General features: G+C 59.3%; 20 protein-coding genes and 1 tRNA gene. 17 read left to right on the top strand and 4 right to left on the bottom strand.

Annotated features, from left to right (window positions below; all coding sequences use genetic code 11):
* Nucleotides 1-106: 106 nt before the first annotated feature.
* From MHN28_RS11870 to MHN28_RS11835, 8 genes are all read left to right on the top strand, one after another.
* Complete coding sequence (locus tag MHN28_RS11870) at nt 107-1,204, top strand: MHYT domain-containing protein (RefSeq protein ID WP_239340339.1); 1,098 nt, start codon at nt 107-109, stop codon at nt 1,202-1,204.
* A gap of 139 nt (nt 1,205-1,343) precedes the next feature.
* A complete protein-coding gene (locus MHN28_RS11865; RefSeq protein WP_239339371.1) occupies nt 1,344-2,177 on the top strand; it encodes a xanthine dehydrogenase family protein subunit M in 834 nt (277 codons plus the stop codon).
* A 14-nt stretch (nt 2,178-2,191) separates the two neighbouring features.
* The gene (locus MHN28_RS11860) at nt 2,192-2,686 is read left to right on the top strand and encodes a (2Fe-2S)-binding protein (RefSeq protein WP_239339368.1); all 495 of its coding nucleotides are present in this window, start codon (nt 2,192-2,194) and stop codon (nt 2,684-2,686) included.
* Nucleotides 2,683-5,100 (top strand): aerobic carbon-monoxide dehydrogenase large subunit, encoded by a 2,418-nt coding sequence (locus MHN28_RS11855; RefSeq protein ID WP_239339366.1) that lies wholly within the window; start codon nt 2,683-2,685, stop codon nt 5,098-5,100. The genes MHN28_RS11860 and MHN28_RS11855 overlap by 4 nt, the downstream gene beginning before the upstream one ends.
* A 52-nt stretch (nt 5,101-5,152) precedes the next feature.
* Nucleotides 5,153-6,019: a MoxR family ATPase gene (locus MHN28_RS11850; RefSeq protein WP_239339364.1), complete on the top strand. Its 867-nt coding sequence runs from the start codon at nt 5,153-5,155 to the stop codon at nt 6,017-6,019.
* Between the two features lie 47 nt (nt 6,020-6,066).
* On the top strand, nt 6,067-7,206 hold the full coding sequence (locus tag MHN28_RS11845; protein ID WP_239339362.1) for a VWA domain-containing protein: 1,140 nt from the start codon (nt 6,067-6,069) through the stop codon (nt 7,204-7,206).
* Between the two features lie 11 nt (nt 7,207-7,217).
* Nucleotides 7,218-8,030 (top strand): XdhC family protein, encoded by an 813-nt coding sequence (locus tag MHN28_RS11840; protein ID WP_239339353.1) that lies wholly within the window; start codon nt 7,218-7,220, stop codon nt 8,028-8,030.
* 106 nt (nt 8,031-8,136) lie between these two features.
* Nucleotides 8,137-8,589 (top strand): carbon monoxide dehydrogenase subunit G, encoded by a 453-nt coding sequence (locus MHN28_RS11835; RefSeq protein WP_239339351.1) that lies wholly within the window; start codon nt 8,137-8,139, stop codon nt 8,587-8,589.
* 105 nt (nt 8,590-8,694) lie between these two features.
* Here the strand turns inward: MHN28_RS11835 and MHN28_RS11830 are convergent.
* Nucleotides 8,695-8,781: transfer RNA gene (locus MHN28_RS11830), tRNA-Leu, on the bottom strand.
* Nucleotides 8,782-8,979: 198 nt separating this feature from the next.
* Here MHN28_RS11830 and MHN28_RS11825 point away from each other — a divergent pair.
* Entirely contained in the window at nt 8,980-9,963 is a 984-nt protein-coding gene (locus MHN28_RS11825) for a complex I NDUFA9 subunit family protein (protein WP_239339349.1), read from the top strand.
* Here MHN28_RS11825 and MHN28_RS11820 read toward each other — a convergent pair whose 3' ends face one another.
* Nucleotides 9,964-10,767 carry an undecaprenyl-diphosphate phosphatase gene (locus tag MHN28_RS11820; RefSeq protein ID WP_239339348.1) on the bottom strand — a complete coding sequence of 268 codons (804 nt, stop codon included), beginning with the start codon at nt 10,765-10,767 and terminating at the stop codon, nt 9,964-9,966.
* A gap of 230 nt (nt 10,768-10,997) precedes the next feature.
* Here MHN28_RS11820 and MHN28_RS11815 point away from each other — a divergent pair, with 230 nt between their 5' ends.
* From MHN28_RS11815 to MHN28_RS11780, 8 genes are all read left to right on the top strand, one after another.
* Complete coding sequence (locus MHN28_RS11815; RefSeq protein WP_239339346.1) at nt 10,998-12,431, top strand: NAD(P)-dependent oxidoreductase; 1,434 nt, start codon at nt 10,998-11,000, stop codon at nt 12,429-12,431.
* 29 nt (nt 12,432-12,460) lie between these two features.
* Nucleotides 12,461-12,898 carry a GFA family protein gene (locus MHN28_RS11810; RefSeq protein ID WP_239339344.1) on the top strand — a complete coding sequence of 146 codons (438 nt, stop codon included), beginning with the start codon at nt 12,461-12,463 and terminating at the stop codon, nt 12,896-12,898.
* Complete coding sequence (gene gltB, locus MHN28_RS11805) at nt 12,895-17,427, top strand: glutamate synthase large subunit (RefSeq protein WP_239339333.1); 4,533 nt, start codon at nt 12,895-12,897, stop codon at nt 17,425-17,427. Before MHN28_RS11810 ends, gltB begins: the two co-directional genes overlap by 4 nt.
* 187 nt (nt 17,428-17,614) lie before the next feature.
* Nucleotides 17,615-18,565: a Hint domain-containing protein gene (locus tag MHN28_RS11800; RefSeq protein ID WP_239339331.1), complete on the top strand. Its 951-nt coding sequence runs from the start codon at nt 17,615-17,617 to the stop codon at nt 18,563-18,565.
* Between the two features lie 39 nt (nt 18,566-18,604).
* Nucleotides 18,605-19,339 carry a monofunctional biosynthetic peptidoglycan transglycosylase gene (gene mtgA / locus MHN28_RS11795; RefSeq protein WP_239339328.1) on the top strand — a complete coding sequence of 245 codons (735 nt, stop codon included), beginning with the start codon at nt 18,605-18,607 and terminating at the stop codon, nt 19,337-19,339.
* Between the two features lie 58 nt (nt 19,340-19,397).
* Complete coding sequence (locus MHN28_RS11790) at nt 19,398-20,063, top strand: glutathione S-transferase family protein (RefSeq protein ID WP_239339325.1); 666 nt, start codon at nt 19,398-19,400, stop codon at nt 20,061-20,063.
* Between the two features lie 74 nt (nt 20,064-20,137).
* Nucleotides 20,138-21,175 carry a tRNA epoxyqueuosine(34) reductase QueG gene (queG, locus tag MHN28_RS11785; protein WP_239339322.1) on the top strand — a complete coding sequence of 346 codons (1,038 nt, stop codon included), beginning with the start codon at nt 20,138-20,140 and terminating at the stop codon, nt 21,173-21,175.
* 72 nt (nt 21,176-21,247) lie between these two features.
* Nucleotides 21,248-23,251, top strand: coding sequence for a hydantoinase/oxoprolinase family protein (locus tag MHN28_RS11780; protein WP_239339320.1), 2,004 nt, complete (start codon nt 21,248-21,250; stop codon nt 23,249-23,251).
* A gap of 24 nt (nt 23,252-23,275) precedes the next feature.
* Here the strand turns inward: MHN28_RS11780 and msrA are convergent, their stop codons facing one another.
* Together msrA and msrB are read right to left on the bottom strand one after the other, a co-directional pair.
* Nucleotides 23,276-23,788, bottom strand: coding sequence for a peptide-methionine (S)-S-oxide reductase MsrA (msrA, locus tag MHN28_RS11775; RefSeq protein ID WP_239339318.1), 513 nt, complete (start codon nt 23,786-23,788; stop codon nt 23,276-23,278).
* Entirely contained in the window at nt 23,785-24,234 is a 450-nt protein-coding gene (gene msrB, locus MHN28_RS11770; RefSeq protein ID WP_239339315.1) for a peptide-methionine (R)-S-oxide reductase MsrB, read from the bottom strand. The genes msrA and msrB overlap by 4 nt, the downstream gene beginning before the upstream one ends.
* Nucleotides 24,235-24,326 lie beyond the last annotated feature (92 nt).

Raw genomic sequence — 24,326 nt, 5'->3', positions numbered from 1 at the left:
GCCTGTCATTCTGGCGACAATCGGTATTCCTGCCTAACATACAATTGTCCCAATCAATTCCGTTTGCTAACGTCGCCTTCGCGTCGGGGAGGGCGTGCAAACCCAAATGCTGGACTATTCGCATAACGCCTGGCTTGTTGCGGCGTCGCTCGCTGTGGCGATGATGGCCGGATTCACCGGGCTGTATCTGACGCATGGGGCGTCCAAGCTGGACGATCAGAAGCGCAAACTGGTCGTAGCGCTGGCCGCGATCATTCTGGGCGGCGGAATCTGGTCGATGCATTTCGTGGCCATGCTGGGTCTGCAATTGCCGATCCTGTTCTATTATGACGCGTTGATCACCCTGATTTCTGCGTTGGTTGCGATCCTGATGGTTGGGCTGGCGCTGCTGATCCTGCATTTTCGCCCGCGCACGATGGGGACAATATTTGTCGCTGGGGTGATCGTGGGCCTCGGTATTGTTGTTATGCACTATGTCGGCATGGCCGGGATGGAGCTGTGCCGCCCCGTTTACAACGTTTGGGATGTGGCAATTTCGACGCTGGCGTCTGTGGTTCTGTCGGTGCTGGCAATCTGGGTGGCTTACGACAATCGCACGCAACGCAACATCCTGCTGGGGACGGTGTGTTTCGGGTTGGCGGTCTTCACGATGCATTTCGTCGCCACGGGTCTGACCGATTTCGTCGCAAGCGATGGTCCGGGCCGCGCAGGGCCTGCGCTGAACAATCAGGTGCTGGCGATGGGTGTCACTGTGTCCGTATTCCTGATTTGCGGCGCGTTCCTTTTGACCGGTATCACCTTCATCGAGCCTGCGTCGTCAGACGCGCCGCCCGCCACTCCGGACCCTGCGCCCGAGCCAGAACCCGCTCTGCGTGCTGGCGTTCCATTCGAGCGCGAAGGCCAGACCTTTTTCGCCGAACCCGCCCGGATCGCCGCCATCCGGGCCGAGGGGCATTACACGGTCCTCTATATGGATGCCGAAAAACTGTTCTGCCCCTGGTCGATCACCGAAGCTGAATCGCGTCTCAAACCAGATGGTTTCCTACGGGCGCATCGCAGCTATCTGGTGAACCCCAAGCATGTCTCAAGCTTTGAGCGGCACAAGGACAACGGCACCTGCTATTTTGACCGTGTTGACGCCTTGACCAAGGTGCCGGTCAGCCGATCTCGTCTGACGGACATTCGCGAGGCGCTGGGCCTCTGATCGCAGCTCGTGCAGCCCATTCGCATTTCGTGAAACAAGCTGCGCGCCCCGTTCCCACTGGCTGGAATGGCAGACCTTAGCGTTCTTTCCTTACCCCAGGTCCCCCAAGGCATACCGCTCGGACCCAGGGAGGAAAAACATGATACCAGCCGGTTTTGAGTATCACCGGCCAGGCGATATCGCCTCGGCCATTGGCATTTTACAGGAACATGGAGATGAAGCGCGCGTGATCGCAGGCGGCCACAGCCTGATTCCGATGATGAAGCTGCGCATGGCCGAGATGGGCCACCTGGTCGATCTGCAGGCAATTGATGAGCTGAAGGGCATCGAGGTCGGTTCCGACACCGCCACACTTGGCGCGATGGTGACCCAGCATGAATTGATCACCCATGACGGTTTGGCTTCGACCATTCCATTGATCCGCGAGGCCGCGCTGCAGATCGCGGACCCGCAGGTGCGTTATGTAGGTACTGTTGGCGGAAACGTGGCCAATGGTGATCCGGGCAATGACATGCCGGGGCTGATGCAGTGTCTGAACGCGACGTTTGAACTGTCCGGGCCTGACGGTGCACGCAGCGTAGCGGCGCGGGATTTCTACGAGGCTGCATATTTCACCGCGCGCGAGGATGAGGAAATCCTGACCCGGATTTCGATCCCTGTGCCGGGCGCTGGTGTTGGTCAGGCCTATGAGAAGCAGAAGCGCAAGATCGGCGATTACGCGACCGCTGCGGCGGCGGTGATGGTTGGCAATGGTCAGGCCTCGGTCGCGATGACCAATCTGGCAGACACACCTATCTGGTCCGAAAGCGCAAGCAACGCGCTGGCTGATGGGGATGTCAGCGGCTGCGTCGCCGCGATGCTCGACGCCATTGATCCCGTGGCCGACAACCGCGGCCCCGTCGAATTCAAGAAACACGTGGCCGCCGTGATGCTGCGCCGCGCCATCGACCGTGCGCAAAGCCGCGCGAGTTGAGGGGAGGAAAACTCATGTCGAAAATGCACGTCAAACTCACCGTGAACGGCAAAGAGGTCGAAGGATTGGCCGAGCCGCGCACGCTGTTGATCCACTTCCTGCGGGAAGATCTGAAAATCACCGGCCCTCATATCGGGTGCGAGACCAGCCATTGCGGGGCCTGTACCGTGGATATCGACGGCAAGTCGGTCAAATCCTGCACAACCTTTGTGGCGCAGGTGAACGGGGCCGAGATCACCACGGTCGAAGGGCTGACCAATGATGATGGCAGCCTTGGCGTTCTGCAGGAGATGTTCCGCGAACATCACGGGTTGCAGTGTGGATTCTGCACGCCGGGCATGATCACCCGCGCGCATCGCCTGCTGCAGGAAAATCCGAACCCGACCGAAGAGGACATCCGTTTTGGCATGTCCGGGAACCTCTGCCGCTGCACCGGGTATCAGAACATCGTCAAGGCAATCTCGGCCTCCGCTGACATGCTGAACGCTCAGAAGGAGGCCGCGGAATGAACGATCAAACCATGACCCCCGAAGAACGCGCCGCCAATCTCAAAGGGATGGGAAGTTCGCGCAAACGTGTCGAGGATGTGCGCTTTACCCAAGGCAAGGGCAACTACGTCGATGACATCAAGCTGGACGGGATGCTGTTCGGCGCCTTTGTCCGCTCGCCCTATGCCCATGCCCGCGTTGTCAGTGTGAACAAAGAGGCTGCGCTGGCTGTACCCGGTGTTGTTGCTGTGCTGACCGCCGAGGATCTGGCTCCGCTGGGTTTGCATTGGATGCCGACGCTGGCCGGTGACAAGCAAATGGTTCTGGCCGATGGCAAAGTTCTGTTCCAGGGCCAGGAAGTCGCCTATGTCGTCGCCGAAAACCGATACATCGCGGCGGATGCGGCGGAACTGGTCGAGGTTGAGTATGAAGAACTGCCGGTTCTGACCGACCCGTTCGAAGCGCTGAAATCCGATGTTGTCTTGCGCGAAGACCTTGCGGGTCAGACCGAGGGCGCACACGGGCCGCGTAAGCATCACAACCACATCTTCACCTGGGAACAGGGCGACAAAGAAGCGACCGAGGCCGTACTGGGTGAGGCGGATGTCGTGGCCGAAGAGATGGTCTATTACCATCGGACCCACCCATGCCCGCTGGAGACATGTGGCTGTGTTGCCTCGATGGATAAGGTGACAGGCAAGTTGACGTTGTATGGCACCTTCCAAGCCCCCCACGCGATCCGAACGGTTGTGTCGCTGATCTCTGGCCTCGCCGAGCACAATATCCGGGTGATCAGCCCTGATATCGGTGGTGGCTTCGGTAACAAAGTTGGTGCTTATGCAGGCTATGTCTGCTCGGTTGTCGCGTCCATTGTCACCGGCCAACCGGTGAAATGGGTCGAGAACCGGATGGAAAACCTGATGTCCACCGCGTTTGCGCGGGACTACTGGATGCAGGGTAAGATCGCCGCGACCAAAGACGGCAAAATCACTGGTCTCTGGTGCCATACAACAGCGGATCATGGTGGATTTGACGCCTGTGCTGACCCGACCAAATTCCCAGCCGGGTTCATGAACATCTGCACAGGTTCGTACGATATCCCGACCGCCTATCTGGCTGTGGATGGGGTCTATACCAACAAGGCTCCGGGCGGGGTGGCCTATCGCTGTTCCTTCCGCGTGACCGAAGCCGCCTATTTCATCGAACGGATGATCGAGGTTCTGGCGATCAAGCTGAACATGGACGCGGCCGAGCTGCGCCGGATCAACTTCATCAAGGCCGATCAGTTTCCATACCAATCCGCGCTGGGCTGGGAATATGACTCGGGCGATTATCACACCGCGTGGGACAAGGCTTTGAAGGCTGTCGACTATGAAGGTCTGCGGGCGGAACAGGCGCAGCGGATCGAGGACTTCAAGGCCGGAAAGACCCGCAAGCTGCTGGGCATTGGTTTGACGCATTTCACGGAAATCGTCGGAGCGGGTCCTGTGAAGAACTGCGATATCCTTGGGCTGGGCATGTTCGATAGCTGTGAAATCCGTATCCACCCGACGGGCTCGGCTATCGCGCGGCTGGGGACGATCAGTCAGGGTCAGGGCCATGCTACGACCTTTGCGCAGATCATCGCCAGCGAGATCGGCTTGCCTGCCGACGATATTACGCTGGAGGAAGGTGATACCGACACCGCGCCTTACGGGCTTGGGACCTATGGGTCTCGGTCGACACCCGTTGCCGGCGCGGCAACAGCAATGGCTGCCCGCAAAATCCGCGCCAAGGCGCAGATGATTGCCGCCTATCTGCTTGAAGTCCACGATGACGATGTCGAGTGGGACGTGGATCGGTTCTCGGTCAAAGGTGCGCCAGAGCGTTTCAAGACGATGAAGGAAATCGCCTTCGCCGCCTACAATCAGGCAATCCCGGGGCTGGAACCCGGCCTTGAAGCTGTCAGCTACTATGACCCGCCGAATATGACCTATCCGTTCGGAGCCTATATCTGCGTCATGGAGATCGATGTGGATACCGGCGAATGGGACGTCCGGCAGTTCTATGCGCTGGACGACTGCGGAACCCGGATTAACCCGATGATCATCGAAGGGCAGGTCCATGGTGGCGTGACCGAAGCGCTGGCCATCGCGATGGGTCAGGAAATCGCCTATGATGAGATGGGTAATGTCAAGACCGGTACTCTGATGGACTTCTTCCTGCCCACGGCATGGGAGACGCCCAACTACACCACCGATCATACGGTGACGCCATCTCCGCATCACCCGATCGGGGCCAAAGGCGTGGGCGAGAGCCCGAATGTCGGCGGTGTGCCCGCGTTCTCGAACGCGGTGCATGATGCTTTCCGCCCATTTGGCCTTGTTCAGAGCCACATGCCGCATGACCACTGGCGTATCTGGAAGATCGCCAACGGTCTGGGAATGCATGGCTAACAGGAAAATCCGCCGCGCTGAAAACGGCGCGGCGGCAATCCGGGAGAATGGCATGAGCTTGCAGAACATACAGCAAGGCCTCGCCGAGGTGGGCTATGTTGCCGATGACCGATTGGCTATGGCGTTGCATCTGGCGCAGACCCTTGGGCGTCCGCTGCTGCTGGAAGGCCCGGCTGGGGTTGGTAAAACTGAGGTTGCCAAAGCGTTGGCGGCACAGCGCGCGGCACGGTTGATCCGGTTGCAATGCTACGAAGGGTTGGATGCCAGCCACGCGATTTACGAGTGGAACTACCAGCGCCAGTTGTTGGCCATCCGTGCAAGTGAGGCACAGGGCGGCACCATCGAAGCGCAGTTGTTCACTGACGATTATCTGCTGAAACGACCTTTGCTGGAAGCAATCAGCGAAGAAGACCCACCAGTTCTGCTGATCGATGAAATCGACCGGGCAGATGAGGAGTTTGAAGCCTATCTGCTTGAGATCCTGTCTGACTTTCAGATCACCATTCCGGAACTCGGCACCATCAAGGCGCGGTCGCGGCCCATCGTGATCCTGACGGCAAACGGGACGCGGGACCTGTCGGACGCGCTGCGGCGTCGGTGCCTGTATAGTTTCCTCGACTACCCGTCGCGTGAAACGGAAATGGCGATCCTGAAAGCCCGTATGCCAGAAGTCGAAGGCCTGCTGGCGCGCCAGATCATTGGCGTTGTGCAAGCGTTGCGCAAAGAAGACTTGGAAAAGACCCCCGGCATCGCCGAGATGCTGGACTGGGCGGCCGCCCTTTCGGGGCTGGGTGTCAACGACATGGCGCAGTCCCGCGAAGAGGTTCAGGCGACCCTTGTCTGTCTTCTTAAAACTGCAGCCGACTATGACGCTGCCCCGCCCGAAGTGATGGATCGCCTGATCGGAAAGGTGGCGTAATGCATGTCACCCGATTCCCCTCTCGCGCGTCTGGTTTGGCGGACCGAATGTCTGGTTTCATCGCGCATTTGCGTATGAACGGACTGCGCGTCGGGCCGGCTGAGACGGGGGACGCATTGGCTGCGCTGGCGGCGGTTGAGGCGACGGATGTCAGACAGGCCCAGCAGGCTCTTTGCGTGTTGCTGGCCGGTGACGCCGACGATTGGCGGCGGTTCGGTGACCTGTTCGAAGCCTATTGGTTCAACGCAGGCAAGCAACGCACGGGAACCGCCCAAACGGCTCATGTGCAGGTTCAGTCTGCAAAGCCGATGATCTGGCATCAGGAAAGTCAGGATGCTCAGGAAACTGAGACCGGTACGGATCAGGCCGCCGCACCTGATTCCGGCGACGGGGAGGCCGTGGGGAGAGACGGGAAGCTGATTGCAACCCGTACGGCCAACCTGTCGCGCCGGGATTTGCGCGAGTTGATGGATGAAGAAGCGCTGCGGCAGGCCGAGCAAGCCGCAGCCGCCATCGCGCGCGCTATTCTCGACCGGCGCTCGCGCAGGCGCAAACAGGCGCTGCGAGGGCCTGCTTTGGATATGCGTCGCATACAGCGGGCCAGCCTTGCGCGGGGCGGAGAACCAATGGACCTGTACCGTCGCGCCCGACCGCCTCGTCCGATGCGGATCGTGGCACTGTGCGATGTCAGTGGATCAATGACAGTCTATTCGCGGGTTTTTCTGGCCTTCCTCAAAGGTCTGATCGGCAGCGGAACAGAGGCGGATGCTTACCTCTTCCATACCCGCCTGATGCGCGTCACGGATGCGCTGCGCGACCACGACTCGTTACGCGCGGCAGGACGGTTATCGCTGATGGCCGAGGGGTTTGGCGGCGGCACGGATATCTCGGGCAGTCTCGAGCACCTTCTGAACGGATACGGCGCGCGGGCTTTGAACGGGCGGACCATCGTCCTGATCTTGTCAGACGGGTATTGCAGTTCCGACCCGCAGGCGCTGGGCGATGTGCTGGCGCGCATCCGGCGCAAGGCGCGGCGGATCGTGTGGCTGAACCCGCTGAAAGGCTGGCGCAACTATCAACCTATCGCAGCCGCTATGCAGGCGGCCGAACCCCATCTGGACGCGCATCTGCCCGCCAATACGCTTGAGGCGTTGGCGGCGTTGGAACCGCAATTCCGTAAGCTGTGAAAGGAACTCTCATGGCCAGTTTCGACATATTCGACACAATAGAGCAGCTGCGCCAAACCGACGAAGCCTTCTGCGTGGCCACCGTGTTGCGCACCGCAGATGCAACTTCGGCCAAAGCTGGAGGCAAGGCCGCGATCACAAAAGATGGACAGATCCTGGGGCACCTGGGCGGGGGCTGCGTTCAACGTGCGGTGAAGGCCTCGGCCCAGCAGGCTCTGTCCAGTGGCGAGCCGCAGATGATCCGGGTCAAACCTTCGGAAAAGGTGGTGAACATGCCCGACCCTGACGGCATTCAGACGTTCAAAAGCGGTTGCCCGTCTGGTGGTACGGTCGATCTGCTCGTGGAACCCTACCAGCAAGCTCCGCGTCTGGTGATTTTTGGAGAATCACCGATCGCGACGGCTCTGGCGGCACATGCGGCGTTGGCCGGGTTCCGTGTTTGTCTGAGTGAAGAGGCTGAGATAAGTGGTGACTTCCAGCGTTTCACGCCTGAAACCATTGGGGATCTGGGGATCGAAGCGCGGGATTTTGTCGTTGTCGCTTCGCAGGGACATAGGGATGCGGCAGCTCTGGCTGCGGCGCTGCAAACGGATGCCGCCCATGTTTCGATGGTCGCCAGCTGCCGCAAGGCTGAGACGCTGACGGCGAAACTGATCACTCAAGGCCTGGATCCGGTGCGGGCGGCCCAGCTTAAATCGCCGGCAGGGTTGGATATCCATGCGATCGACCCGCATGAAATCGCCGTCTCGATCCTCGCCGAAATTGTGCTTTGGCGAAACAGTGACAAATCGAAGAGCGAGTCCCATGATGAGAAACGTGCTTAAGCGCTTGCGGTCCCTGTGGCCCGCGCGTCCCGAACAAACTCCACAAGAGGCGACGGAAACCGCGCTTTTGGTTTACCCAAGATGTTGTTGAACAAAGGAAATATGAATGGAACTGAGTGACGAAGTCCGCATCGCTGCGCCGCGGGACGTGGTGTATCAGGCGCTGAACAACCCTGAAATCCTGCAAGAGTGCATTCCGGGTTGTGAAGAACTGATCCAAAACTCTCCCGAAGAGCTAGAAGCCAAGGTGGTTCTGAAAATCGGCCCGGTCAAAGCACGTTTTGCGGGTGCAGTCACGTTGGACAACTCCAATGCGCCCGACGGTTTTTCGCTGTCGGGCGAAGGAAAAGGGGGTGCCGCCGGATTCGCCAAGGGCGGTGCAGACGTGACGCTGACCGAGGATGGCGACGAAACCGTGTTGGCATATACCGCCAAGGTCGACGTGGGCGGTAAGATCGCCCAACTGGGCAGTCGCCTGATCGCGGGCACCGCCAAAAAGCTTTCGGGCAAGTTCTTCACCCGGTTCGGCGAGGTAGTTTCGGAACAACCGGTCACCTGAATGAATGGCCGGACTAGCCCTGTCCGGCCCGAACCCGGCCAATACCGGTGAACATGAACGCAATCATTGCGATCACCGGGTACAATTATTCGAGTATAAGGGATTTGGTGCCCAGGAGAGGACTCGAACCTCCACGTCCATACGGACACTAGCACCTGAAGCTAGCGCGTCTACCAATTCCGCCACCTGGGCAGGTGTCGTGGAGCGGCGTTTAAGCCTACTGGCAGGGAGGGTCAACCAGATTCGGGAAGTTTTTTGAAAGTTTTTTCAACCCACCTAGATTCTGTTTGAATTGACTGGTCTTTTCGCTGACGCGCGGCGTTATTGCGCCTTGTTTGGCAAGCCGCAGGGCGGTAGATCGGATCAGGACCCATCAGCAGGAGCCCACTCATGTCCAAAATGGTCACGATTTATGGCGGATCCGGATTTGTCGGAAGGTACATTGCGCGGCGTTTGGCGAGCGAAGGATGGCGCGTCAGGGTCGCGGTTCGGCGACCAAATGAGGCAATGTTCGTCAAAACCTACGGTGTCGTTGGCCAGGTTGAGCCCATTCTCTGCAACATTCGTGACGATGCTTCGGTCGCAGCGGCAATGCACGGGGCTGACGCGGTCGTGAACTGCGTGGGTGTGCTGAACGAACTGGGCAAAAATGAATTCGACGCGGTGCAGGCTGACGGGGCCGAGCGGATCGCGCGCCTAGCTGCAGAACAGAGCATTTTCCGGATGGTACATATTTCAGCCATCGGAGCAGACGCCGAGTCCAACAGCATGTATTCGCGAACCAAAGCGCATGGAGAGGCCGGAGTGCTGGCCCATATGCCAGACGCAATCATCCTGCGGCCGTCCGTCATTTTCGGAACCGAGGATCAGTTTTTTAACCGCTTTGCCGGGATGACCCGGATGGGGCCATTCCTGCCTTTAGTGGGGGCAGAGACGAAGTTCCAGCCGGTATTTGTGGATGACGTGGCCAAGGCTGCAGTTCAGGGTGTTCTTGGACAGGCAGGTCCCGGTGTGTACGAACTGGGCGGCCCAGAGGTGAAAACCTTCCGCGCCTTGATGCAGCAGATGCTTGAGGTAATTCATCGCCGCCGTGTTATCGTCAAAATCCCATTCATTGTGGCCCGTATCATGGCGGGCGTGCTGGATATCCTGAAATTCGTCAGCTTCCAATTATTCCCGAACCACATTCTGACGCGCGATCAGCTGAAGAACCTGCGTCGCGACAATGTGGTGTCCGACGGGGCCAAAGGGTTTGCTGATCTTGGGATCGAACCTGCGACGCTGGAATCAGTGCTGCCGGACTACCTTTGGAAATTCCGCCCTTCGGGTCAGTACGACGACATCCAGAACTCGGCCGACAACCTGCGCACCTGATCAGCTATAGGCAATCACCAACAAGATGGCGCCAAGGATCACGCGGTATATGACATAAGGCGTGAAGCTAACGCTGCGCAGAAGGCGCATCATCAAGGTCAAAGCCAGCAGGGCCGAGATAAAGGCAAAGAAAGCCGCGATAGCTCCGTCGCGGGCCAGTTGGGCGTCTGCTTCGCGGATCACGTCGACCGACAGCAAGACGCCGGAGGCCAGAATGGTCGGGATCGACATCAGCATCGCAATCCGTGCGCCATCTTCGCGCGTGTAGCCCAGTTGTCGGGCACCGGTGATCGTGATGCCTGATCGGGAAGTCCCCGGTATCAGCGCCAGAACCTGCCACAGCCCCATGATCAGCGCGTCGCGCATGCCCCAGTCGCTGGCTTCTTTGGTTTGGGGGCCTTTCTGATCCATCCAATACAACACAAGGCCGAACCCCAGCATTGTCCAACCGATGACCGCCATCGACCGAAATGACTCGATCAGCCCGGTTTTGTACAGAATGGCTCCGGCGATGACCGTGGGGATTGTAGCGATGATCAACCCCATGGCCAGCTGCGCCTGGGGCGTGTCAACCCGGCCTGTCAATGCTCGGGGCAGGCCCGCGATGGCTTGCTTTACGTCCGACCAGAAATACAGGATCACGGCACCCAACGTGCCCACATGCACGGCCACGTCTATGGCCAGCCCCTGATCATCAAGTCCGGTTAGGCTGGGCAAAAGGATCAGATGTCCAGACGAAGAAATCGGCAAAAATTCGGTGATACCCTGAATAATTGCCGCGAGAATCAATTGAAAAAGACTCATCTGCCCTGCCGCGTAATCGTTACGTCTTGTTTGGGTTCAATGGGTATAAGTGTGTTGTCGAAAAGAAAAGCGTGCATATAGGTCCGAATCGGAACTAAAAAACGCAATAAATTCCAGCGCGCTTCAAAAGTTCGGAGATTTTTTCCAAATTAGGTCAGTACGGTTGACTTTTCATCTGAATTCGCATCTCGTAAAGAGACCCGACCAAGCCAATTCATGGAGTTTGACCCGTGGCCAAGCAACCGATGCTGAAATTTGTGCAGATCGACCGTGTCATGCCCGAAAAGCGTGCTGCAGAAGATCGCAAAGAAGATTTTGACGAAATCTATGCCGAATTCGCAGCTGAGAAGGCCAAGGAACAGGCTAGCCGGTGCAGCCAGTGTGGCGTTCCCTACTGTCAGTCTCATTGTCCGTTGCACAACAACATCCCCGACTGGTTGCGCCTGACGGCGACCGGGCGGCTGGAAGAGGCCTATCAGACGAGTCAGGCCACCAACACTTTCCCCGAGATCTGTGGCCGCATCTGCCCGCAGGACCGTCTGTGCGAAGGTAACTGCGTGATTGAGCAATCGGGTCACGGCACGGTTACCATCGGCACAATCGAGAAATACATCACCGATACCGCGTGGGACAAAGGCTGGGTCAAGCCAACGGCCCCGGGGTCAGAGCGTAGCGAAAGCGTCGGTATCATCGGCGGTGGTCCCGGAGGACTGGCGGCTGCTGACATGCTGCGCCGTGCCGGTATCCAAGTCACCGTTTATGACCGTTACGACCGCGCTGGTGGCCTGCTGATGTATGGCATTCCGGGTTTCAAACTGGAAAAGGACATCGTCCAACGCCGCAACGATCTGCTGGCAGATGGCGGAGTCGAGTTTGTGTTGAACTGTGACGTCGATGCGGCCAAATTCGACGAAATCCGTGCCAAGCATGACGCCGTGATCATTGCGACCGGTGTCTACAAGTCTCGCGATTTGACCATGCCCGGCAGCGGTCTGAACGGGATTGAGAAAGCCATCGATTTCCTGACCGCCTCGAACCGCAAGAGCTTTGGCGACGACGTCGGGGATTTCGACAACGGTCGTCTGAATGCAGAAGGCAAAAAAGTTGTCGTCATCGGCGGTGGTGATACCGCAATGGACTGCGTGCGGACGTCGATCCGTCAGGGCGCAACCTCGGTCAAATGCCTGTACCGCCGCGACCGCGCGAACATGCCGGGCTCGCAACGCGAAACCCAGAACGCCGAGGAAGAAGGCGTGATCTTCGAATGGCTGAGCGCGCCCAAGGGCTTTACCGGAGACGACACCGTATCTGGCGTGATGGTTCAGAAAATGCGTTTGGGTCAGCCCGACGCGACAGGCCGTCAGGCACCGGAAGTGATTGAAGGCGCGGATTACGTCGAAGACGCGGATCTGGTCATCAAGGCGCTGGGCTTCGAGCCCGAGGACCTGCCGACGCTATTTGGCCAACCCGATCTGCCCGTGACACGTTGGGGCACCGTCAAGGCCGCGTTCCAGACCGGCGAAACCGAGATGGACAGCGTTTACGCCATTGGTGACATCGTGCGCGGTGCATCGCTGGTGGTCTGGGCAATCCGCGACGGACGTGATTGCGCCGACGCGATCATTGACCGTTTCAATAGCAAGGCCGCCGTGGCGGCCGAGTAACCATCAGCCCAGCGACAGGAGCGTCAGAAATGACCGAATTGCAAGGCCAATGCATGTGCGGCGCGGTGACGGTGACCGCAACGCCGGCGCGGGATGCACTGGGAGCGTGCCATTGCGACCAATGCCGCCGCTGGACCAGCTCGATGCTGGTGACATTTCCGGCGCAGCCCGGCTATGCCGCCTTGGGACCGGTGAAGACTTTTACCTCGTCCGACTGGGCCGAACGCGCCTTTTGCGAGGTCTGCGGTTCGGCGCTTTGGTATCGGATCACGCTGCCGGGCGAGATGCACGGCCAGACACAAATGGCGGCCGGCCTGTTTGAAGACGCAGCCGGAAACGATCTGAAACTTGAACTCTATATCGACAAAAAGCCCGGGGGCTATGCGTTCGAAGGCGAACGGAACCAGATGACCAAGACGCAGGTCGAAGCCATGTATGCCCCATCCGAAGAAGGAGACAGCCAATGACCAAATATGATGCCGATTGGGTGCGGGCCGAAGAGGCCAAACGCCAATGGATGGCGGAAAACGGTCTCTATTCCGAGGAAGAAGAGCATTCCTCTTGTGGTGTGGGGCTTGTCGTTTCTATTGACGGTAAGAAAAGCCGCAAGGTTGTCGATGCCGGTATCGATGCTCTGAAGGCGATCTGGCACCGTGGCGCTGTCGACGCTGATGGCAAGACCGGTGACGGAGCGGGTATCCACGTCCAGATCCCGGTGCCGTTCTTCTATGACCAGATCCGCCGTACGGGCCATGAGCCCAACCTGGATGAGCTGATCGCTGTTGGTCAGGTCTTTTTGCCCCGCACCGATTTCGGCGCGCAGGAACAATGCCGGACCATCGTGGAAACCGAAGTCTTGCGGATGGGCTATTACATCTATGGTTGGCGCCACGTACCGGTCGATGTGACCTGTCTGGGTGAAAAGGCCAACGCGACCCGCCCCGAGATTGAACAGATCCTGATCTCGAACTCCAAGGGCGTGGATGAAGAGACTTTTGAGCGCGAACTTTATGTCATTCGCCGCCGCATCGAAAAAGCCGCCGCCGCGGCGGGCATTTCCGGTCTGTACCTGGCTTCGCTGTCCTGCCGATCGATCATCTACAAAGGTATGATGCTGGCCGAACAAGTCGCCGTCTTCTACCCCGACCTGATGGATGAACGCTTTGAATCGGCGTTTGCGATCTATCACCAGCGGTATTCGACCAACACGTTCCCGCAGTGGTGGCTGGCTCAGCCGTTCCGCATGTTGGCCCATAACGGCGAGATCAACACGCTGAAGGGCAATATCAACTGGATGAAAAGCCATGAGATCCGCATGGCGAGCGGCACCTTTGGCGACTACGCCGAAGACATCAAGCCGATCATCGCAGGCGGATCATCGGATTCGGCCGCGTTGGACTCGGTTTTTGAAGTTCTGGTGCGGGCCGGCCGCTCCGCTCCGATGGCGAAAACCATGCTGGTGCCGGAAAGCTGGTCCAAGCAGGCGGTGGAACTGCCGCAGGCCTGGCGTGACATGTATTCCTACTGCAACTCAGTGATGGAGCCGTGGGACGGCCCCGCCGCTTTGGCGATGACCGATGGTCGCTGGGTCTGCGCCGGTTTGGACCGGAATGGTCTGCGCCCGATGCGGTATGTGGTGACAGGTGACGGTCTGGTCATTGCGGGTTCCGAGGCCGGGATGGTGCCGATTGATGAGGCCACCGTGACCGAGAAAGGCGCGCTTGGGCCGGGCCAGATGCTGGCCGTCGACATGAAGAAGGGCAAGCTGTTCCGCGACACGCAGATCAAGGACAAATTGGCTGCTGCACTGCCGTTTGGTGAGTGGGTCGGCAAGATCAACGATCTGGACGAAGCGCTGGCGGGCGTAACTGAAAAGCCGATGTTCTCGGGCGAAGAGCTGCGCAAACGTCAGATTGCGGCGGGCTATTCGGTCGAAGAACTGGAGCAGATCCTCGCCCCGATGGCAGAAGACGGAAAAGAGGCTCTGGCCTCGATGGGCGACGACACGCCCTCGGCGGTTCTGTCCAAACAATATCGACCGCTCAGCCATTTCTTCCGACAGAATTTCAGCCAGGTGACCAACCCGCCGATCGACTCTTTGCGTGAATATCGCGTGATGTCGCTGAAAACGCGGTTCGCAAACCTCAAGAACGTGCTGGATGAAGACAGCAGCCAGACCGAGATCGTGGTTCTGGAAAGTCCCTTCGTCGGTAATGCGCAATGGGACAAGCTGGTCGAAACCTTTGATGCGCCGCTGGCGGAGATCGACTGTAGTTTCGAACCCGGTCAAGGCGCACTAAGCGCCGCCTTGGCCCGTGTTAGAGCCGAAGCAGAAGAGGCTGTGCGCTCGGGCGCGGGGCATCTGGTGCTGACGGACATGCACTCGGGCGAAGGCCGGGTTGCGATGCCGATGATCCTGGCAACCAGCGCAGTACACTCGCATCTGACGCGTCAGGGCCTTCGGACCTTCTGCTCGCTGAACGTGCGGTCGGCTGAATGTGTCGATCCGCATTACTTTGCGGTATTGATCGGATGCGGTGCGACCGTGGTGAACGCCTATCTGGCTGAAGACTCGCTTGCCGACCGCATTAATCGCGGCCTGCTGGACGGCACGTTGACCGAAAACGTTGCCCGTTATCGCGAGGCGATTGACCAGGGCCTGCTGAAGATCATGGCCAAGATGGGCATTTCGGTGATCTCGTCCTATCGCGGCGGTCTGAACTTTGAGGCCGTGGGCCTTAGCCGGGCAATGGTCGCGGAATACTTCCCGGGCATGACCAGCCGGATTTCGGGTATCGGTGTGACCGGTATTCAGACCAAGCTTGAAGAAATCCACGCCAAAGGCTGGGATAGCGGTCTGGATGTGCTGCCCATTGGTGGTTTCTACAAGGCGCGCAAATCGGGTGAGACCCACGCGTGGGAAGCGACCTCGATGCATATGATGCAGATGGCCTGCAACCGCGCCTCGTACGAGCTGTGGAAGCAGTATTCGGCTAAGATGCAGTCGAACCCGCCGATCCATCTGCGCGACCTGATGGATTTCAAACCGCTGGGCAAGCCGGTCCCGATCGAAGAGGTCGAGTCGATCACCTCGATCCGCAAAAGATTTGTCACGCCGGGCATGTCGCTGGGTGCGCTGAGCCCCGAGGCGCATAAGACGCTGAACGTGGCGATGAACCGGATCGGCGCGAAATCGGATTCGGGCGAGGGCGGTGAAGACCCCGCGCACTTTGTGCCGGAACCAAACGGAGACAACCCGTCCGCCAAGATCAAGCAGGTGGCCTCGGGCCGGTTCGGTGTGACCGCCGAATACCTGAACCAGTGTGAAGAGCTGGAGATCAAGGTAGCCCAGGGCGCGAAACCCGGTGAAGGCGGTCAGCTGCCGGGCATGAAGGTCACCGACCTGATTGCGCGCCTGCGGCACTCGACCAAGGGTGTGACCCTGATCTCGCCGCCACCGCATCACGATATCTACTCGATCGAGGATCTGGCGCAGCTGATCTATGACCTGAAGCAGATCAACCCGCGCTGCAAGGTGACGGTAAAACTGGTCGCGTCTTCTGGCGTTGGCACGATTGCCGCTGGTGTCGCCAAGGCAAAGGCGGATGTGATCCTGATCTCGGGCCATAATGGTGGCACGGGCGCGTCTCCCGCAACCAGCATCAAATACGCTGGCCTGCCGTGGGAGATGGGTCTGACCGAGGCGCATCAGGTTCTGGCGATGAACAACCTGCGGGATCGCATCACTCTGCGGACTGATGGTGGGCTGCGGACCGGTCGTGACATTGTCATGGCGGCGATGATGGGGGCCGAGGAATACGGCATCGGCACCGCCGCCCTGATCGCGATGGGTTGCATCATGGTGCGTCAGTGCCAGTCCAACACTTGCCCGGTTGGTGTTTGTACACAGGACGAATCCCTGCGCGCCAAGTTCACCGGCAATGCGGACAAGGTGGTGAACCTGATCACTTTCTATGCGCAGGAAGTGCGTGAACTGCTTGCCAGCCTGGGTGCGCGGTCGATTGATGAAATCATCGGCCGGGCAGATCTGCTGGCTCAGGTCAGCCGTGGTTCGGCACATCTGGACGATCTGGACCTCAACCCGCTGCTGATCACGGTCGATGGTGCGCATGACATCGTCTACAACCGTGACAAGGATCGGAATGCGGTGCCGGATACGCTGGATGCCGAAATCGTGCGCGATGCGGCGCGGTTCCTGAAAGACGGCGAAAAGATGCAGCTGTCTTACGCGATCCAAAATACGCATCGGACTGTGGGCACCCGTGTCTCCAGCCATATCGTGCAGAACTTTGGCATGAGGAACACGTTCCAGCCGGACCACCTGCATGTGAAACTGCAAGGCTCGGCCGGTCAGTCGCTGGGGGCCTTTGCGGCTCCGGGTCTGAAACTGGAAGTGTCGGGGGATGCGAACGATTACGTCGGCAAGGGGCTGTCGGGCGGTATGATCGTCGTGCGCCCGCCGCAGGTCAGCCCGCTGAAAGCGGATGAGAATACCATTATCGGCAACACCGTCCTTTACGGCGCAACCGACGGCCACCTGTTCGCCGCCGGCCGCGCTGGCGAACGGTTCGCGGTGCGGAACTCGGGCGCCACTGTGGTGATCGAGGGCTGCGGTTCGAACGGGTGCGAATACATGACCGGCGGTGTTGCGGTCATCCTTGGGGATATCGGCGCGAACTTTGGCGCGGGTATGACGGGCGGTATGGCCTATCTGTACGACCCCGAAGGCAAGGCCGAAGCGCTGATGAACATGGAAACCCTGGTGACCTGCCCAGTGTCTGTGGACCATTGGGAAGAGCAGCTGAAATCCCTGATCGAAACGCATCAGGCTGAAACCTACAGCCGCAAGGCCGCCGACATCCTGCAGCATTGGGATGTCGAAAAAGCCAATTTCCTGCAGGTCTGCCCGAAAGAGATGCTGAACAAGCTCAGCCACCCTCTGACCGCGGAGGCGGCCGCTGTCCCGGCGGAATAATCGGTCCGGCGACCTCTGATCAAAGAAACCCGCGTGTTACCAGAAACACGCGGGTTTCATCTATTTTTTGGCAAATTCCGCTAGTTTATTGCGTTATTACGCAATTCGCGCCCAGCTAATGCCATAAATTTTTCGGGATTTGCAGCCAAACTGCACCCCAGCGTGATGAGCAGGCAGGAGCAGGCGCATGCCTACGACCTATAAAGATCAGTTCTTTGAGCTGGATCCGGCGAACCCCGGCAACAACGGCACGGTTGTTGGGACACCGCTGACGGTCCAGTCTTTGGATATCGTGGATCAGAACGATGATGGCCTGATCAACAGGCTGAATGACGACTCGGTCGATGGGTCTGACATCACATCGACTTTCTTCAACGACATGGTGACGATCGAACTTAGTAACGGGACCCAGGTGACCTATTCCGGGGTCACATTCTATCTGGCCGACGGGCGCAGGGTCTTTACGCCCGATGGGGACCAGGTGCTGCAGAATGGAACGTTCGTCAGCTCGTCCTTCACGGATGTCAGCGATTCCGGGGATTCCTTCGGTTCGGTCGATATCGGTAATGGCGATCTCGGCCCGCCTTGTTTTACGCCCGGAACACTGATCGACACCCCCGATGGCCCCCGCGCTGTCGAGGACCTGAAACCCGGAGATCAGGTTTTGACAGCTGATAACGGCCCCCGGCCCCTGCTTTGGATCGGCCGCACGACGGTTGAGGCGACGGGCAAGCTGGCCCCCATCAGGTTCGACGCCGGGGTTTTGGGGCTAAGCCGCCCTCTGGTGGTTTCGCCGCAACACAGGATGTTGGTCGAAGATTGGCGTGCCCCCTTCCTGTTTGGCCATTCCGAGGTGTTGATCGCAGCCCATTGCCTGGTCAACGGCGACACCGTCACCCGCGTGGAAGGCGGACAGGTCGAATATATTCACCTGCTGTTCTCGAAGCATGAGATCGTTACGGCCAATGGGGCGAAAAGCGAAAGCTACTATCCGGGTCACGCAATTTCGCAGGCGGACAAGGATGTTCAGGCCGAGGTTCTGCGCCTGTTCCCGGAACTGGGTCGCCGTCGTCCTACTTTGCCGGAAACCGCCCGGCCGGTTGTGCGTCCGCGCGAGGCGCGGGCAATCGTGATTTAATCCGTTCCAAACCCGATCGCCGCGTCGTATAGCAACAGCATGGCAAAAAAAGCAGCGCGCAAGTCGAGCAGTAAAAAAAGCAAGGCGTCAAAAACTAGGAAATCACTTGTCCCGCGGCTGCGCCTCTGGGCGGTTCGCGTGGCTTTGGGTGCCGTGGTTTTTGTCGTTGGTCTGATCTTACTCTATTCGGTGATCAATCCGCCGGTGACCCATACGATCTGGTCCGAGTGGCGCCGTCTGGGCAAGGTTGAGCGGGATTGGATGCCGATCGAAGAGATTTCTCCGATCATGGCGCGATCTGTTGTGGCGGCTGAGGATGCGAATTTCTGTCTGCACTGGGGGTTCGATGTCGAAGCAATCCGTGATGCACTGGAAGACGGAGGCAATCGGGGCGCTTCGACCATAACCCAGCAGGTGGTGAAGAACGTGTTCCTGTGGCAGGGGCGTAGTTGGATACGAAAAGCGCTCGAGACATCGATCACGCCTGTGGTCGAAATTTTCTGGAGCAAGCAGCGAATCCTCGAGGTCTATCTGAACGTTGCCGAAACCGGTCAGGGGGTGTTCGGGGTCGAGGCCGCGGCACAGCGCTATTACGGTGTCAGCGCGGCCAATATATCTCCGGTGCAAGCGGCGCGGCTGGCGGCAATCCTGCCGTCTCCGCGTAACAGATCGGTCACGGACCCCTCGGTGCGTACCCGCCGCCGGGCGGCAGCCATTCTGGACGGAGCGGCCACCATCCGCGCAGATGGTCGCGCGGATTGTTTCGAGGATTGAAACCCCAGGCCCCTCAAGGCTAAAGCTGGGGGGTATTCACTGTTCCGATTGGAAGCCCATGGCGCGTCTGTTTCACGTTCCCCTGTCCCCGTACTGCCGCAAGGTGCGCCTGTCGCTGGCGGAAAAAAAGATCGAAGTTGAGCTGGTCGAGGAACGATACTGGGAACAGGACCCCGATTTCCTGCGCCGCAACCCGGCCGGAAAAGTACCGGTTCTGCGGCTGGACGGGCAGGTCATGGCAGAGAGCGCGGCTATTTGTGAATACATCGAGGAAACGCGGCCCGAGCCCCCGCTGATGCCAAAATCACCCGAAGCAAGGTACGAAGTGCGGCGTCTGGTAGGGTGGTTCGATGACAAGTTCCATCACGAGGTAACCTCGAAACTTCTGTATGAGCGGGTGAACAAGAAAGTGACCGGGCAGGGCTACCCGGACAGCAAAAATGTCAAAGCCGGGGCAAAGGCGATCAAGTATCATCTGGACTACATGGCATGGTTGCTGGATCATCGCCGTTGGTTGGCCGGGGATCAGATGTCGCTCGCGGATTTTGCGGCTGCTGCGCATTTGTCGGCGCTGGATTATATCTCGGACGTGGATTGGAACCGCTCTCAGGCGGTCAAGGACTGGTACGCAAAGATCAAGTCGCGGCCCGCGTTCCGGTCGATCCTCGCAGATCAGGTGCCGGGGTTCCGGCCTCCGCCCCATTACGCCGATCTGGATTTCTGATAGGGTGTTGAGGGGGCTGTCTGCCCCCTCTTGGCCCCTTGGGCCAATTCACCCCCGAAGGTATTTTGGGCCAGATGAAGAACGGATCGGGTTTAAAGGAAAAACTGGTGGTACAGGCGCTGGGCGAAGGATTCGTTTCCTGCCGGGTGTGTCGCCCATGGGACGTACCCGAAGTACCGCCTCGGTTAGAGGCGTTTCTGGAAGCAGGACACCACGGGCAAATGGCGTGGATGGCCGAACGGACCCACTGGCGTGGCGATCCGGCGGCGCTGTGGCCCGAGGCCCGGTCTGTGATCATGCTGGCCGAAAGCTATACGCCCGAGCATGATCCGACCGAAGTTCTGCGACATCCCGACAAGGCGGCGATATCCGTCTATGCGCAGAACAAAGATTACCACGATCTGGTCAAGAAGCGGCTGAAACGCCTGGCCCGCTGGTTGATTGCCGAAGCGGGTGGAGAAGTGAAGGTTTTTGTCGATACCGCGCCCGTTCCGGAAAAGGCATTGGGTCATGCTGCGGGTTTGGGGTGGCAGGGGAAGCACACCAATCTGGTCAGTCGCGATTGGGGAAATTGGGCCTTTATAGGGTCTGTTTTCACCACTTTGGATCTGCCCGCCGATATGGCGGAAACGGATCATTGCGGGAAGTGTCGGGCCTGTCTGGATGCGTGTCCAACAGACGCTTTTCCCGCGCCGTATCAGTTGGATGCGCGGCGCTGCATTTCCTATCTGACGATCGAGCACAAAGGACCCGTGGACGAAGAGCTGCGCCCGAAGCTGGGAAACCGGATCTATGGATGTGACGATTGTCTGGCCGCGTGCCCGTGGAACAAGTTTGCCGTTGCTGCGAGCGATATACGCTATGCCGCCCGCGATGATCTGAAGGCGCCTGCCTTGGCGGAACTGGCGGTGTTGGATGATGCAGCGTTTCGGGCGAAGTTTTCGGGCTCGCCCATCAAGCGGATCGGCCGGGACCGGTTTGTGCGCAACGTGCTGTACGCCATCGGCAACGCACAGCGGCCCGATCTGAAGCCCGTGGCGCAGTCGCTGACCAATGATCCCGACCCGACGGTGGCTGATGCGGCGCGCTGGGCGGTGAAACGATTGCCATAAGTGCCGCAAACAGGCTGGACGTGTCGGTCCAAACCGCTACACCCGTGCTCAGCGAACAGGAAGGAGATCCCGATGGCGTTGGCTTTGGGGGTGGATACGGGTGGAACCTACACGGATGCGGTGCTGATCCGGGACGAGAAAGAGGTGATCGCCTCGGCCAAGTCCTTGACCACGCGGGCCGATCTGGCTATCGGCGTCGGCAAGGCGATCTCGGCGGTGTTGGATCAGGCGCAGGTGGGACCCGATCAGATCTCGATGGCGTCTTTGTCGACCACGCTGGCGACCAATGCACTGGTCGAAGGGCAGGGCGGCCGCGTTGCACTGGTGTATATCGGGTTCAAGGACACCGATCTGGAAAAGCACGGGCTACGGGACGCGCTGAAGGGCGACCCGGCGTTGGTGATCGGTGGCGGGCATAGCCATGCCGGAGGTGAGGCGGCACCGCTGGACGCCGCAGCGCTCGCGGCTTTCCTGGAATCACATAAAGACGTTTCCGGTTTTGCGGTTGCCGCGCAATTCGCTACACGGAACCCGGCGCATGAATTGGAGGCCGCTCGTATCATTGGTGAGAAAACCGGCGCTCCGGTTACCTGTTCACACCAGCTTTCAGCCAAGTTGAATGGTCCAAAGCGTGCGGTAACGGCCGTTCTGAATGCGCGATTGATCGGGATGATAGATCGTCTGATTGGGCGCGCGCAGGATCAGCTTTTTACCTTGGGCATCACCGCGCCGATGATGGTTGTGCGCGGCGACGGCGCTTTGATGAGCGCGGAACAGGCGCGCGAGCGCCCGATTGAAACCATCCTCAGTGGGCCTGCGGCCTCGATCGTTGGCGCAAGCTGGCTGACAGGGGTCGAGAACGCGCTGGTGTCGGATATTGGCGGCACAACAACCGATGTCGCGCTAATTCGGGCTGGAAAACCCGCGATTGATCCTGCCGGCGCGCAGGTTGGCGGGTTCCGAACCATGGTCGAGGCTGTGGCAATGCGGACCCATGGATTGGGGGGTGACAGCCAAGTTCACGTAGTGACCGAAGGGCTAGGCGGCGGTGTGTTCCTCGGCCCCCGGAGGGTGCTACCAGTATCTCTGATCGCTGCCGAGGCACCAGATATCGTCCACGCTGTTCTGGATATGCAATTGCGCGCAACAACCGTTGGCGAACATGACACGCGGTTTGCCCGCCGTGTTCCGGGTATCAATGCCGAAGGGTTGGGATTACGCGAAGAATCTTTGTTGGAGCGGTTGGGCGAAAACGTCTTGCCCCTGAGTGATTTGTTGCGCACTCGTATGGAAAACGGCGCTCTGTCTCGGTTGGTGGACCGGGGCGTCGTTCAGGTTTCGGGCGTGACGCCATCGGATGCCAGCCATGTTCTGGGCCGTCTGGACACATGGGATGCCGATGCCGCGCGTAAAGCGCTGGAGCTGGTCGCGCGCAAGCGCGTTGGGACCGGCGACAGGCTTGCCGCCACGCCCGAGCAGCTGGCGCAAGTGATCGTGGATCAATTGACCGAGCAGACCTCTTTGACCTTGTTAGAGACTGCTTTTGCGGAAGAGGCTGACGATTTTGGTATCCCGTCTGCTGATCTGGCCCGGCATGTCCTGACGCAAAGAGGGTTAGCGAAACATCGTGGTTTGCTGGCGCTGGACGCCGCGTTGAACGTGGATGTCGTGGGCTTGGGCGCGTCTGCGCCGAGCTATTATCCCGCGGTCGGGGACCGGTTGCATTGCAAGATGATCCTGCCCGAGCATGCCGGTGTTGCGAATGCCATCGGGGCGGTGGTCGGTCGGCTGACCCTGCGCAAATCCGGGACCGTGACGTCCCCGTCCGAGGGTCGCTTTCGGGTGCATCTGGAAGACGGTCCACAGGATTTCAGCGAATCCGACAAGGCCTTGGCGCTGTTGGAATCCGTGCTGCGAGATCAGGCCGAGGGTGCCGTGCGGCAGGCGGGGGCATCAGACATCCGTGTGGTCGTTGACCGCGACATCCGCACCGCACGCGTCGAAGCACAGGACGTGTTTGTCGAGGCGCAGGTCACCGTTGAGGCCAGCGGTCGGCCCCGGGTGGCGGTTGGGTAGCCCCAACCGGGGCTACCAGATATTTCACTCAGCTGCGCTGGACCGTTTCGGCAGAACCCAATCCGGGCGCGGGAAGTGGCAGGTGTATCCGTTGGGGATACGCTCCAGATAATCCTGATGCTCGGGCTCGGCGTCCCAGAAATCGCCGACGGGTTCGACCTCGGTCACGACTTTGCCGGGCCAGATGCCACTGGCGTTCACATCGGCAATCGTGTCCTCGGCCACCTGTTTCTGGGCGTCGTCCACGTAGTAAATGGCCGAGCGGTAGCTCATGCCGCGGTCATTGCCCTGTCGGTTCAGTGTAGTGGGGTCGTGGATCTGAAAGAAAAACTCGAGCAGATCGCGATAGGTGATCTGTGCCGGGTCAAACCAGATCTCAATTCCTTCGGCATGAGTGCCATGGTTGCGATAGGTCGCGTTCGGCACATCGCCACCGGTATAGCCGACACGAGTACGGGAAACGCCGTGCAGTTTGCGGATCAGGTCCTGCATGCCCCAAAAGCAGCCACCGGCCAGAACAGCGCGTTGTTCGGTCATTGGATTTCCTCCACATGGATCAGGTATTCGCCATATCCTTCGGCTTCCATCTGATCGCGATGGATGAACCGCAAGGCGGCAGAGTTGATGCAATAGCGCAGCCCGCCATGTTCACGCGGGCCGTCGGGGAACACATGCCCCAAATGGCTGTCCCCATGTTTCGAGCGGACCTCGGTCCGGACCATACCAAGAGACGCGTCACGAAACTCTTCGACGTGTTCATGCACGATCGGCTTGGTAAAACTGGGCCAGCCACATCCGGATTCGTATTTGTGGGTCGAGGCAAACAACGGTTCGCCCGAAACGATATCCACATAAATCCCCGGTTCCTTGTTACCCAGCAGTTTGCCTGTACCGGGGCGTTCGGTACCGCTGCGCTGTGTAACATGGTATTCTTCGGGAGACAGAGCGGCGATGGCCTCGGGGTCTTTGGTGTAGCGGGTCATGGCTCCTCCGGTTTTGTTGGGCTTGGGGCTCTATTTGGTCATAACGAAGCGGAAATCAAAATCATATTTCAACCACCTCGCGCGCTCGTGCG

It is taken from the genome of Ruegeria sp. Ofav3-42, assembly GCF_022347725.1.
GTDB lineage: Bacteria > Pseudomonadota > Alphaproteobacteria > Rhodobacterales > Rhodobacteraceae > Ruegeria.
Note: the sequence above shows the minus strand (reverse complement) of the source record. Positions and strands in the feature narration are given on the sequence as shown.